Source organism: Fundidesulfovibrio soli (assembly GCF_022808695.1).
Taxonomy (GTDB): domain Bacteria; phylum Desulfobacterota; class Desulfovibrionia; order Desulfovibrionales; family Desulfovibrionaceae; genus Fundidesulfovibrio; species Fundidesulfovibrio soli.
This window is the reverse complement of record NZ_JAKZKW010000006.1, coordinates 24,742-37,586: the sequence shown is the minus strand read 5'-3', so window position 1 is coordinate 37,586 and position 12,845 is coordinate 24,742. Positions and strand designations below refer to the sequence as shown.

General features: G+C 68.6%; 8 protein-coding genes. 3 read left to right on the top strand and 5 right to left on the bottom strand.

Annotation, left to right across the window (positions count from 1 at the left end; all coding sequences use genetic code 11):
- Window positions 1-31: 31 nt before the first annotated feature.
- Entirely contained in the window at window positions 32-4,228 is a 4,197-nt protein-coding gene (locus tag MLE18_RS07890; RefSeq protein ID WP_243438246.1) for a hypothetical protein, read from the bottom strand.
- Between the two features lie 69 nt (window positions 4,229-4,297).
- On the opposite strand from MLE18_RS07890, the gene mutY reads away from it, so the two are divergent.
- Window positions 4,298-5,389 (top strand): A/G-specific adenine glycosylase, encoded by a 1,092-nt coding sequence (gene mutY, locus MLE18_RS07885; protein ID WP_272881546.1) that lies wholly within the window; start codon window positions 4,298-4,300, stop codon window positions 5,387-5,389.
- A 113-nt stretch (window positions 5,390-5,502) separates the two neighbouring features.
- Here mutY and MLE18_RS07875 read toward each other — a convergent pair whose 3' ends face one another.
- From MLE18_RS07875 to MLE18_RS07860, 4 genes are all read right to left on the bottom strand, one after another.
- Window positions 5,503-7,722: a sensor histidine kinase gene (locus MLE18_RS07875; protein WP_243438245.1), complete on the bottom strand. Its 2,220-nt coding sequence runs from the start codon at window positions 7,720-7,722 to the stop codon at window positions 5,503-5,505.
- A 123-nt stretch (window positions 7,723-7,845) separates the two neighbouring features.
- Complete coding sequence (locus tag MLE18_RS07870; protein ID WP_243438244.1) at window positions 7,846-8,934, bottom strand: ABC transporter substrate-binding protein; 1,089 nt, start codon at window positions 8,932-8,934, stop codon at window positions 7,846-7,848.
- Window positions 8,924-9,838, bottom strand: coding sequence for a dihydroorotate dehydrogenase (locus tag MLE18_RS07865; RefSeq protein ID WP_243438243.1), 915 nt, complete (start codon window positions 9,836-9,838; stop codon window positions 8,924-8,926). The genes MLE18_RS07870 and MLE18_RS07865 overlap by 11 nt, the downstream gene beginning before the upstream one ends.
- Window positions 9,839-9,847: 9 nt before the next feature.
- On the bottom strand, window positions 9,848-10,627 hold the full coding sequence (locus MLE18_RS07860; protein WP_243438242.1) for an iron-sulfur cluster-binding protein: 780 nt from the start codon (window positions 10,625-10,627) through the stop codon (window positions 9,848-9,850).
- 213 nt (window positions 10,628-10,840) lie between these two features.
- On the opposite strand from MLE18_RS07860, the gene MLE18_RS18100 reads away from it, so the two are divergent.
- Both MLE18_RS18100 and MLE18_RS07850 read left to right on the top strand, forming a co-directional pair.
- Window positions 10,841-12,064 carry a cyclic nucleotide-binding domain-containing protein gene (locus MLE18_RS18100; RefSeq protein WP_243438241.1) on the top strand — a complete coding sequence of 408 codons (1,224 nt, stop codon included), beginning with the start codon at window positions 10,841-10,843 and terminating at the stop codon, window positions 12,062-12,064.
- A complete protein-coding gene (locus MLE18_RS07850) occupies window positions 12,061-12,840 on the top strand; it encodes a motility protein A (RefSeq protein WP_243438240.1) in 780 nt (259 codons plus the stop codon). Before MLE18_RS18100 ends, MLE18_RS07850 begins: the two co-directional genes overlap by 4 nt.
- The last annotated feature ends 5 nt before the right edge of the window (window positions 12,841-12,845 follow it).

The window sequence follows — 12,845 nt, the reverse complement described above, 5'->3', positions numbered from 1 at the left end:
TTTTGTTGATAAGGTGAGGGACAGCGCGGGGCTACGCTCCCCCGCCCTTCCCGCCTTCTTCCGTGGGAACGGCCTGCCCTTCCTGACCGCCCTGCCCTGTTTCGACGGCAGCGTCGGGCGCTTCCGACTTGCCACCCTTGGAAGGCGCAAGGGGCTTCAAAGGCTTGAGCTTGAGATCGGGCTTGCGCCAGGCGCCGCCGGTACAGAAGCAGTCCCAGGCCCAGCGCAGCCAGCCCACCAAGGAGAAGGCCAGCCACAGGGACCAGGCCAGCATCAGCGCACGGTACCACCACACGGAGACGGACCAGACCTTGGCCACGGGTAGGGCCGAGGGCGTGCGGTCGAACAGCCAGACCAGGTGGTGCGGGTTGGAGCCGTTGCCCTGCACCATGCCCACCGCCGCGCCCAGCAGACCGTCGCGCACTGCCTCGAACAGGCAGCTCAGACCGGCCAGCACCAGGCAGACCAGCAGCACCTGCACCGCATTGAAGGCGAACCAGCCCTCGCGCACCTGGTAGACCCGGCGCAGGCCCAGGGCCACGAGCCAGGCCGCCGCGCCCAGGGCCACGATGCCTCCGGGCTGCACCAGACCCAGCCCCAAGAGCATCCACTGCACGAAGCCGAGCGGCGTCCACGGCAGGCGGGAGAACAGCGCCGCCACGATCAGCACCACGCACAGCGTGCCCCAGAACACCACGGCCGGGCCCATGGGCGTGGCCCCGGAGACCCAGAGCACCCAGCGGTCCCGAGGCAGGTCGAGGGTGACCTCGGCGTTCACCGCCGGGTGCCCCACGTCAACGGAGGGGCTGGCCCCGGCGAAGAAGCCGTCCCTGGGCTGCCGCCAGTTCACCGTGACTTCCTGCACCCCGGGCGAGAGGGCGATGCCCACTTCGCCGGGCTTGTCCGAGGACCAGGGCGCGGGCTGCCCACCGATCTGCAACCCGGTGAGCTGCGCGTCGGCGGGCAGCGTGAGGGTGTGCCGCCCCCCAAGGGAGGAGCGCAGGCGCAGGTTCAGGCGCACCTCGTCCTGCCGCGCGCCCAAGGCGGAGCGCAGGCGGGCGCGGTCGATAGTCAGGCTCTCGCCGGGTGCGGCCTCCGGCCTCGTGAGCTTGATGGAGGCCTTCTCGCCGGGCCAGGGCCGCCACATGGGGCTCCAGGCCCCGGAGTCATCCAGGCTGGCCGTGACCGGGATTCCGGAGAGGGTCACGTCCCACACCGGGGAGGCCTTCAGCCGCCAGGTCTCCACCCAGGGTGCGTCCGCCGGGGCTTCGAGGGTCAATTCGGGGGATATGTTCAGGCGGGAGCGCCAGGAAAGCTCCTGCCGCCCGGCCGCCAGGGAGACAACGGCCTTGCCCTTCTCCACGGGCACGCCGCCCTCCAGCACGGATTCGCCAGGCATGAGCCCCACATGGACCAGCACGGGCTGGTCCGCCGGGGTCATGCGCCGCACGGTGGTCCGCGCCTGCCAGGAGAGCCCGAGCTCCAGCGTGCGCCGGACCTCCAGGAACGGCGGGTACACGGGCGTGAGCGAGGCCTGCTCCTTCCGCCCCGCCTCACCTTGGCGCGTGAGGCGCAGGGAGCCCTGGAACACGCCGTCCTGGTCGATGCCCAGCACGGCCCAGCCCGGGGCCTCAACACGGCAGGTTCTGGGCTGGAGCGGCGCGGAGATCGTTACCGCCACGTCCGCCGGGACGGGGCCGCTCATGACGACCTTGTGCGCGCCCTCGTCCAGCAGCGCCCAGAGCCCGGCCTCGGTGGCGTACAGGGGGACGGGCTTGCCGTCCGCATTCACGGACGCGGGCCGCCAGCCGCTGACCACGGGCAGGGGCATGGCCAGCTGCGTGGCCGCACCGGCCTCCAGCGTGAGGGTGAGCCCCTTGGCGTCAAGAGTTACCGCCATGGAGGATACGCCCGCGCAGGTGGGGAAGCACTCGGCAGGGGCCAGCAGGCGCGTGCGCAGCTCGTCCAGCACCTCCTTGGGCGGAACCTGCCCGGCCAGGGACGTCCCGGCCGAGGCCAGTGCGGCGAGACAGGCCAGCACGGCCGCCAGGGCCTTGCCAGCGCGCAGGGTGGAGCCGATCATGCCCCCGGCCACCAGCCAGATGCCCGCCAGCAGCAGCGCGACCCGGACGAAGCAGAGGGCCGTATTGCCCGCGGGCGGCATGAGCATCAGGCGCAGGGTTTGATTGGCGTCCACAGGGCCGTTCCAGGTCAGGCGGACACTGTGCCACTTCCAGGCGGGGATGCCTGGGCCGGTCTGCACCAGGCTGGAGGGGTCAGACCCGAGGAAGACCGCCCCGCCTTCAGCCTGGGTTCGGGGAAGCTTTTCCTTGGCCAGTCTCTCCACAGACCCAGACGGGAGCGCGGGCGGCGCAGTCTGCGGTTTGGGCACGGCGGATGCTTCCGGGGCATCCGCCTGATCCATTGCCTGCATGGGCGACATCTCCACCCTCTTCACTGAAGCTGGTCCTGGGGAAAAAAAGGAAGGTGTGAACTGCGGATGCAGCCCGGTGCGAATCTGGTCCGCCGCGAAGGCCAGGGCGGCGAGGCACAGCGCAAGCATGGCGCCCGCCCGCAGGATGCGCAACGCCCCGGCCACGCGGGGCCAGTCCCCGGCCTTGGAGCTTGATTCGAAGGCTCGCGACACGCCCAGCACCGCCAGCAGCACGAGCCAGGTGTCCACGGGCGCGCCGGGTTCGTGCTGGGCCAGAACCAGGAAGGCCAGCACCGCCGCCCCGGCGGCAACTCCGCGCAGCTTCCAGGCCCCGAGCGCGGCCAGCAGAGTGATGAAGATGTCCAGCAGGTTCCAGCGCCCGGCCCAGGATTCGCTCAGGGCGTCCGGCCCGGAGGCGTCCAGCAGGGTCCAGCCCGGCGGTAGGTGCAGCACCGCCGACAGGGAGGAGACGCCCGCCTCCCAGCCCGTGGCCGGGATGGCGGTGGAAGCGTCCGGGTAGCGGGCCTCGGCCGTGACCGCCAGGGGGGACTGGCGCAGCTCCACGCCGCGCCGCTTCTCCGGCCCGAGCAGCACCACGGGCAGGTCCCGCCCGCCAGAGCTCACCCGCCCCAGCTCGCCGGGCTCGCGCATGGCCAGCACGGGCGAGCGGCGCAGCGGCCCCGAGATGGTGTCCTGGGCGGTAAGGCCCTTGCCGTCGAAATCGAGCCAGAGTTCGCGCCCTACCTTCAGGTCGTCCCCCGGCGGCAGGGATTCCCCGCGCCGTACCAGCTGCAAGGCCAGGGTGGCCCCCTTTTCCAGCACGTAGGCCGGGAAACGCTTCCAGTCCTGGGGCAGGTCAGCGGTCTGGGGGTCTGTGGAGGGCGGCCCGGAGAGCTTCACCTCCCGCAGGGCCTTGTCGGCCTGGAAGGCCCAGGTCTCCCGCCCGAAAGGAGCCGCCACCGGCCCCACGGACATTATCCCGCCGGGCAGGCGGCTGGTGATCTCCACATCGTACCTGCCCGCCCCGGCCTGCACCAGCACCCGGCCGTCCGGCCCGAAGCCCACGGGGATGGGCGAATTGACGCCCAGCGGCTCGGAGCCGGGCAGCAGCAGCCCGTCCAGGGTCATGGTCCGGGAGCGCCCTGAGACCTCAAGGCGGGCCATGGTGGTGAGCGTCATGGGCTGGCCGTCGCGCAGCAGGCGCGTGACCGTCACGCCCAGCGCGTCGGTCTGGGCCCGGCCAGTGTCCGCGCCGGAGACGTCCAGCGCTCCGTCGGGGGTCAGGCGGGGGTTCTCGATGGACTTGCCGTCCACGGTCAGCTCGATCAGCCCGGTCTGCGCGGCGATCCGCACGGCCTGCGGCCTGCGCTTCCAGGGCAGCTGCCCCTCCACCTGCCATTCGCCGGGCTGGAGCCTCAGCCCGGGCCTGCCGTTCATGTCCACCACGGCGGCGGGTTTGCCGCCCAGGGTCACGGCGGTGGGCCAGAGGCCCTGCGCCCACGGCAGGGGCACGGTCTGGGGGGCGAAAACCCTGAAGTTCTGCTTGAAGGATGCGCCGTCCGCCGCCACGGCCAGTCGCAGCCGGGTGGGATACGCGCATTGCCGCTGGGCCGGGTCCTGGGACTGGGGCGGGCACTGGGCGGCGTCCTGCCCGTAGAGCGTCCAGCCGGCCCAGGGGGCGAGGTCCGGGGGCAGCCAAGGCTTGTCCTGCGCGGGGGCGGACTGCGGGCTGAACAGTGCTGAGGCGGCCTGCAGCAGCAGGCACAGAGCGATGGCGACGGTCGGTCTCGGCATGGCCTCTCCTTCTATCGACGGCGTCCTTGCCCTATGCTATAGCCCAGCCCGCCCGAATTGGAAACGAACATGCCTGACGCATCCCGCTTTTCTTCCCTCCTGCTGGACTGGTTCCGGCAGGCCAAACGCCCCCTTCCCTGGCGCGACGGCTACGACCCCTATCAGGTCTGGCTCTCGGAGGTCATGCTCCAGCAGACCCAGATGGACCGGGCCGTGGAGTATTTCAACCGCTTCCTGGCCCGCTTCCCGGACGTGTTCAGCCTGGCCCGGGCCAGCGAGGAGGAGGTGCTGCGGCTCTGGGAGGGCCTGGGCTACTACGGCCGCGCCCGCAACCTGCTCAAGGCCGCCAGGGCCATCGTGGAGCGCCACGGCGGCGCGGTGCCCTCCTCCGCCTCCGAGCTGGCCGCCCTGCCCGGCGTCGGGGCCTACACCACCGGGGCGGTGCTCTCCATCGCCTACAAGCAGGACGTGGCCGCAGTGGACGCCAACGTGGAGCGCGTGCTGGCCCGCGTGTTCGACATCGCCCTCTCCCCCAAGGAGCCCGTGGGACGCAGGCGCTTCGCCGGGCTGGCCCTCTCGCTGATTCCGCAGGGCCAGGCCCGGGACTTCAACCAAGCGCTCATGGAACTGGGCGCGCTGGTCTGCACCCCGCGCGACCCGGACTGCCCGCGCTGCCCGCTGGCCTCCATCTGCAGCGCCCTGGCCGCCGACACCGTGGACCTGCGCCCGGCCCTGCCCCCCGGCAAGCCCGCAGTGCCCATCGCCATGGCCACGGCGGTGATCCTGCACCAAGGGCTGATCTACGTGCAGAAGCGCCTGCCCGGCGGCGTTTGGGGCGGATTGTGGGAGTTCCCCGGCGGTCAGATAGAGCCCGGGGAGGAGCCCGAACAGGCGGCCCTGCGCGAAGTGCGGGAGGAGACCGGCTTCGAGGTGCGCAGCCTGGGCAAGCTGGCGGTGATCAAGCATTCCTACACCCGCTACAGGGTGACCATGCACGCCTACCTGACGGGCTTCCCCGAGGGGGCCGCGCCGCCCGAGCCCGTGCTCACGGCGGCCAGCGCCTACCGCTGGCTGCCCCTGCCGAAGCTTGAGGCCCTGGCCTTCCCCACGGCCATGCGCAAGCTGGCCGAGACCATCGCCCGCGACCCGCGCCTGGCCTGAGCCCCGCTCCACGGCCGGCAGCATGGCCGCTTTCCGGCCCCCAAGAAGTGAAAGTGAAGGATGAACAATCCGCGCCCGGGCGGCGAGCCGGACCGGTGAGCCGGAAAGCGGCCCTACAGCCCCCGGCGATACGGGAGGCGGATCAGGAAGCGGGTGCCCTGGCCGGGCGTGGTCTCCACGTCGATGCTGCCCTTGTGGTTCTCCACCACGATGAAATAGGCCACTGAAAGCCCCAGCCCGGTGCCTTCGCCGATGGACTTGGTGGTGTAGAACGGCTCGAAGATGCGGCGGCGCACCTCCTCGCTCATGCCTGGGCCGTTGTCCTCGATGATCACCAGGGCCGCGTTCTTCTCCGGCTGGGTGCGCAGGGTCAGCAGGGGCGAGGCCAGGGACACTGCCGGGAGCGCGTCGTTCTCCAATTCCTGTGGCGCCCCCTCCGGCGCGGGCAGGCCCTTGCGTCCTTCACGCGCGGGAGCGGTCCGGGGCGGTGAATAATCCTTGGACTTCATGGCCTGGGCCGCGTTCTTGATGATGTTGAAGAAGACCTGTTCGATCTCCATGGGCTGGCATTCGACCTTGGGCATGTAGGTGCTGAAGTCCCGCACGATCCTGACGTGCCGGAAGTCGTAATGCTTCTTGAGGTCGTAGTCGCCCCCGGCCAGCTCCAGCGCCTTCTCCAGCAGGTCGCCCGGGTCGCAGACGGCATAGTCCCTGCCCGACTTGCGGGCGAACCCCAGCATGTTGCTCACGATCCTGGAGGCGCGCACTCCGCCCTCGCGAATGCCCTCCAGGAACTGGTCGAGCCCCCTCAGGCGCATGTAGGCGCGCAGGGCCTCCAGATCTAGACCTGCCTCCTGGGCCACCCTGATGTTGGCAGGCTGCGCCGGGTCCATCCTGCGGGTGATCACCTGCAGGGCCTGCAGGATGGAGGCCAGGGGGTTGTTGATCTCATGGGCCATGCCGGCGGCCAGGCCGCCCACGGACATCATCTTCTCGGTCTGGACCATGATCTCCTGGATGCGGGAGCGCTCGGTGATGTCCTCGAAGGCGGCCACCACCCCGGTGACCTGCCCGTTCTCGCCCAGCAAAGGCGCCGCGTTAAACATCAGGGCCTTGCGGTTGCCCGAGCCCAGGCGGAACCACACGTTCATTCCCAGCACGGGCCTCTGGGTGGCCAGGGCCTGCCCGGGAGGCAACTCGGAGAGGCTCAGCGACGCGCCCTCCTTGTCCTCGAAGAGCTCCGTCCAGTTCTTTGGCCTGGAATTCTCTTCGGTGGGGGCCAGTTCGAAGATCTGCTGGGCGCGCTCGTTGAGGTAGTCCGGCCTTCCGGCCGCATCGAAGGTGGCGATGCCCACCGGGGTGGTTTCGGTGAGCGCCCTGTACCTGCCCTCGGAGAAGCGCAGCCGGGCGATGGCGTTCCTGAGCGCGTAGAGCGCCACGGCAACCAGCGCGAGAACGCACAGGGAGACCAGGGCGTTGACGGCCGCCAGCCGGGAGGCGGGGCGCAGGAGTTCGTCCGCGTCGGCCTCAACCACCAGCACCCAGTCCGTGTCGGGGTTGATGGTGGCCACGGCCATGCGCTCCGTCTGCGCGTTCTGATAACGCACCACGGCCGTTCCGTTGGCGGCGCGCAGCTTGCGGGCCGCCTCCTCCCCGGGATGGAACTGCCCGGAGCGGCTCCAGGAGGGCACGCCCAGCAGTTGGTTGGCATCGTCGAGCAGGTAGGCTCCGCCGCTCTTGCCGATGCGGATGCTGTCCAGGATTTCGTGGGATATCCTGCCGATGTCCACCACGAGGGCCAGGACGCCCGCAGCTTGCTTGTCCTGCCCCTGAACCGGGCTGGAGACAACCATCACGGGCTTGCCCGTGTAATAACTCTTCAGGACCGTGGAGGTGACCACCTCGTTCTTCAAGGAGCGCTTGAAGTAATCGCGCTCCAACACCTTCACCGACGCCATCCCCGCCGGGTCGGACGAGGCCACCACCAGCCCGTCGGGCCTGGCCAGTATGGCCCGGTCATAATAGGCGTGCACCAGGCGCCCGGCCAGGCGCTTTTCGGCGGCCTGGCGCGCGGAGCGGCCCAGGTACGTGTCGGACAAAGCCAGCCGGAAAACGTCCTCCTGGGACCACAGAGCCAGGTTGCCCCGCAACGACTGGACCTTGCCCGAGACATCCCGGTTGAGAGAGTCCAGCGCTTGGGTCATCTGGCCCACGGCCATGTCCTCGGCGGTCTGCTTGGTGTGGAAGTAGGAAATGGCGGTGGTGAGGAGCATCCCCAGAAAAACCAGAAACAGGATGGGGACGAGGTACGGCCGGGCGGGATTGATGGTCATTCACGCGCCCCCTGGCCGGGGACGGCCTGGCGCCCGGCCGATTCGCCGGCCCGGAGCGTACCGTATGTCCCGCGTTGCCAAGCCATGTGCATGCCTTTCACGCCTGGGTGACCCGTGCCGGCCTCAATGCACGACGACGGAAGCCGCTTCGATAACGTCATAGGGGATGTCCAGCCCCAGGTTCTCGGCGGTTTTGAGGTTGACCATCACCATCCCGGACTCGTTGACGCGCATGGGGAGCGCCCCGGCCGCGATGCGCCCGACCAGCACCTCCCTGACCATCTGCCCGGCCAGGAAGCCCTGCTCGAAGCCCGACTCAAGTACTCCACAAAGCACATGGTGGTCCACGGAGAAATCCGCGAATCCCAGGGTGGGCTTGGTGTTGACCGTGCGGGTCCATTCAGCCACTTCCGCCGCGGGGACCGCCTCGCCGGTCTGCTCGTCCTTGAGACTGTGATAGAGGGCCATGCCAAGCACGTCGGCCTGGGATTGCAGATCCAGCACCCTGCGCTGCCACTGCTGGAAGGTGACGGCGCAGTTGAGCGACTGCTGCGTCAGCGCGAAGGGGCCTCCCTCGGCCACGTCCCGGGCCATGTCCTGCCGCAGGAACAGGGAGGTCTCGGAGGCGTCGAACAGGTAGGCGATGTTGGCGGCCTGAGGCAGGATGCGCTTGGCAAGTGCCACGCCCTCACGGAAATGGAAACGCTCCCTCACGCCGGACACGTTTGCCGCCGGGTAGCCGTAGCGATCCGGCGGACCGTTGACGCCGCAGAAAATCACCTGGGGGGTGATGCCGCCCTTGAGGTGGGGCGAAATCACGTATTCCTGCACGGCGTCGTCCGCGGCCACCACGGCATCGGGCTCCATCTCCGCAATGGTCCGGGCCATATCCCGCCCGGCCAGTTGGAGGCGCTGCAGCTCGTGCTGGCGCTTGGCGTCAAGGTAGAGGACCGAATAGCTGACGTTGAGCCCGCCCAGGGCTTCGTAAACGCCCTTGTTGATCTCCTGGGTCCAGCTGTAGCCGGGGTGGTAGCTGTGCACGATGCATACGCGCAAGGGCGCCCCCGTCCCCTGGGCCCGGAGGAGCCCCGGAAAGGCGGCCAGGGTGGCCCACAGCACGGCGCACAGGGCGGCCAGCCCCACGGCGGCCAGCCCCTGCCCGAAGCCCGATGCCCGGGCGGATTGACTACGGGGCGGCTCTTCAGCCCACATCCAGGCTCCCTCTGAAACTCTCCCAACTGGTGACGCCCATGCTGGCGGCCACCTTGGGCAAATCCTCCACGAGCCTGAAAGCGAAGTCGGGGCGGGTGAAATTGGCGGTGCCCACCTGGACGGCGTGCGCCCCCACCATGATGAACTCCAGCACGTCCATGGCCGAGCTGATCCCCCCCATGCCCACCACCGGGATGTTCACCGCCCGGCTCACCTGCCAGACGCAGCGCAGGGCCACGGGCTTCACGGCGGGGCCGGAGAGGCCGCCCACCACGTTGGCCAGGCGGGGTTTGCGGGTGCGCACGTCCACGGCCATGCCGGTGAGCGTGTTGATGAGCGAGAGGCTGTCGGCCCCGGCGGCCTCCACGGCCCTGGCGATGGCCACTATGTCCGCCACGTTGGGCGAGAGCTTGACCATCACCGGCTTGGTGCCGCAGCGCTTCTTGACCGCCTCGGTGACTTTGGCGGCCTGGGCGGGGTCCTGCCCGAAGAGCACGCCGCCCTCCTTCACGTTGGGGCAGGAGATGTTCACCTCCAGCGCGGCCACGCCCTCCTCGGCGGCAAGCAACTCGGCCAGCCGCCCGAACTCTTCGGGGTCGCAGGCGTAGAGGTTGGCCAGGATGGGGGTCTCTTTCCAGGGCAGCCTGGGCAGCTTGTCGCTCAGGAAGCGCTCCACCCCGCAGTTCTGGAGCCCGATGGCGTTGAGCATCCCGGACGGAGTCTCGGCGATGCGCGGCATGGGGTTGCCCTCGCGCGGCTTGAGGGAGAGGCCCTTGACCACGATACCGCCCAGGGCGGTGAGGTCGCCATACGGGGTGAACTCCAGGCCGTAACCGAAGGTGCCTGAGGCGGTCATCACCGGGTTCTTGAGGTTCAAACCGGCCAGACTGACGCTTTGGTCCATGATTGCTTCCTAGAGGGTAATTTCGTTGGCCCAGAAGACAGGCCCGCGCGTGCAGCTCTGGACGTGGCGCCCTTCGGTGTCGGTGGCCACGCAGCCGAGGCAGGCCCCGATGCCGCAGGCCATGCGGTTCTCAAGCGAGAGCTGGCAGCGCACGCCGAGCTTCAGCGCGGCCTTCTGCACCGTGCGCAGGAACGGCGTGGGGCCGCAGGCCAGGGCCAGACCGCCGGCGTGGTCGGCCATGGCCTCCTCGATGCGGGCCACGAACAGGGGGATGTCCTGCGGGGAGGTCTCCCTGAAGGCGGAGGCGGTCACAAGCCGGGTGATGTCTTCATAGGGGTAGCAGGAAAGCGGGGGCCTGTGCCCGAAGAGCAGGCTCAGGGCCGAGGGGGTCGGGTGGGCGGCGGTGTACTCCACGAAGGGGGCGATGCCCACGCCTCCGGCCAGCATCAGGGTGCGCACGCCCGGCTCCGTGTTGAAGGCGTGGCCCAGGGGACCCCAGACAGTCACGGTGTCGCCCTGCCTGAGCCCGGTGAGCAGCCTGGTGCCGCGCCCCACCGCCTGGATCAGGAACGCCAGCCGCTCCGGAGTGGCCCGGCAGATGGAGAAAGGCCTGGCCCAGAGCGGTTCAAAGCCCCAGGCCGTGGGCCTGAGCATGGCGAACTGCCCGGGGCGTACGGTCTGCCAGCCGGGATTTTCCAGTTCGATGAGCCACAGCCCGTGGCTCAGGCCTTCCGGGCCGTGCGGGGTGATTCTCAGGACGGATACGTCGTGACAGGTCGGTTTCGGCATTTCGCGCTCCTGCGGTGATTCTACCCGCATGTCACGTCTTAGTAAATATTTTCGCCGGAGCCCCATTGTCTTGAATTCTGGACGCGTTGCAGCTATTCTGTCGTGTGTGCCGAATCCTGGAGCGCACAGCTCCCCGGCGCTTGCGACCCGCGAAGCGGGCCGCCGGCCTCACACAGACCCCATACGCATCGACCAGAACGCCGGAGGCGCGCAGTGGAGCGGAAATCCGAAACAAGGACGCCCGAAGTGGGAGACAAGACCAAGAGTTTCCACAAGGGTCAGGTCATCTACAAGGAGGGCCAGTCCAGCAACGAAGCCTACATCATCAAGCAGGGCGCGGTGGGCGTCTACCGCCTCTCGGGCAACAAGCGCATCACCCTGGGCATCATGCGCCCGGGCCAGATTTTCGGCGAGATGGGCGTGATCAGCGAAGAGAAGCGCACCGCCTCGGCCGAAGCGCTGGAGTACACCGAAGTCATCGTGCTGGACCAGAACCTCCTGCACACCCTGCTGCTCAAGTGCCCCCGCCCCGTGCAGATCATCACCACCTATCTCGTGGAGCGCATCCGGGCCCTCAACGCCCGCGTGACGGAGCGCAGCTGCTCCAACACCTTCTCCTCGGTCTGCAACATCATCCAGCTGGCCTGGAAGGGCCTGCCCAGGCCCGCGGCAAAGCCCGGGGTCAAGGCCGAGGCCGCGCAGCTCTCCACGGTGGAGCTCTCCCGCACCATCAAGGACATCCTGCTCATCTCCCAGGTGGAGATCGACGACATCCTGGAGAAGCTTGCCAAGCTGCACGTGGTGGACATCACCGACGTCAAGGGCTCCCACTACCGGCAGGACCCGCTGCTGGGCACCAGGAAGAAGACCGGCGAGTTCGTGCGCGAGCGACTTCTCTCCGTGCCCGACCTGGACCGTTTCGCCAGCGTTACGCGCAACCTGGCCAAGGACAACCAGGACGATGCCGCCTGCGACCTGGAGTTCATCGACCTTGACGACTTCGCCGCCCTGGTGCAGGCTCAACCGGAAACAATCCTGAAAAAGATTTCCTACGGAGAGATGCCCCCCACCTCCTTCTTCTTCCACAAACGCTCCATCATGGATTACGCGGAGCAGGTGGGCGGCGAATACTTCCAGCGCGCCAAGCGCCCCCGCCTCAAAACCGAAGATCTGGCCACCGTGCAGGACATCGTGGCCGTGGACAACGCCACCTTGGGCGAGGCGCTCTCCCAGCTGGGGTTCTACAAGGTTTCCGTGCTGGCCTCCCTGGCCGGGCCCGAAGCCCGGCAGAAGATCATGGCCAACCTCTCCAAGAAAATCGCGGCCGTGGTCACCGAGGAGATCGGACGCCTGGGCGCGGTGGACCCCGACGAGGCCTCGGACATCGAGGACGAACTCCTGGCGCTCATCAAGAACATGAAGGGGCTTAACGGGTGAACATAGCCACAGTCATCGGCTTCACGGCGGGCATCATCATCCTGGGGACGGCCACGTTCTTCGCCACGGACTCCGTCCGCGTCTTCATCAACTTTCCGGGCCTGGCCATCGTGCTGGGCGGCACCCTGGCCTCCACCTTCATCTGCTTCCCGCTCAAGGAAGTCACCCGGGTGTTGAGCATCTTCCTCACGGCCCTCAAGCGCGAGGAGCTGCCCATCGGCAACTACATCGAGGCCATCGTCCACATCGCCCGCGAGGCCTCGGCGCGCGGCAAGGTCCACCTGGAGAGCGCCCTGCCCGGCATCGAGAACGAGTTCCTGCAGAACGCCATCCAGATGCTCGTGGACGGCTACTCCCGCGAGGAGATCAAGGAAATCCTGGAGACGCGCATCGAGCAGACCTACCAGCAGGAGATCTCCTCGGCGGGAATCTACCGCACCATGGCCAAGCTCTCCCCGGCTTACGGGCTCATCGGCACGCTCATCGGCTTCATCGGGCTCATGCAGGTCATGGGCGGTGGCGGGCTCTCCACCCTGGGCCAGCACATGGCCGTGGCCCTGACCACCACGCTCTACGGCATCCTGCTCTCCAACCTGATCTTCCTGCCCATCGCGGTGAAGGTGGAAAAACGCATCGAGGAGCGCGTGCTGCTCATGTGCGTGATCCGAGACGGCGTGCTCTTCATCAAGGACAAGACCCCCGCGGCCATCGTGTACGACAAGCTCAAGGCCTACCTGCCCCCCAGACGCTGGGCCTCCATCGGCAAGCGCCCCTAGGCTAC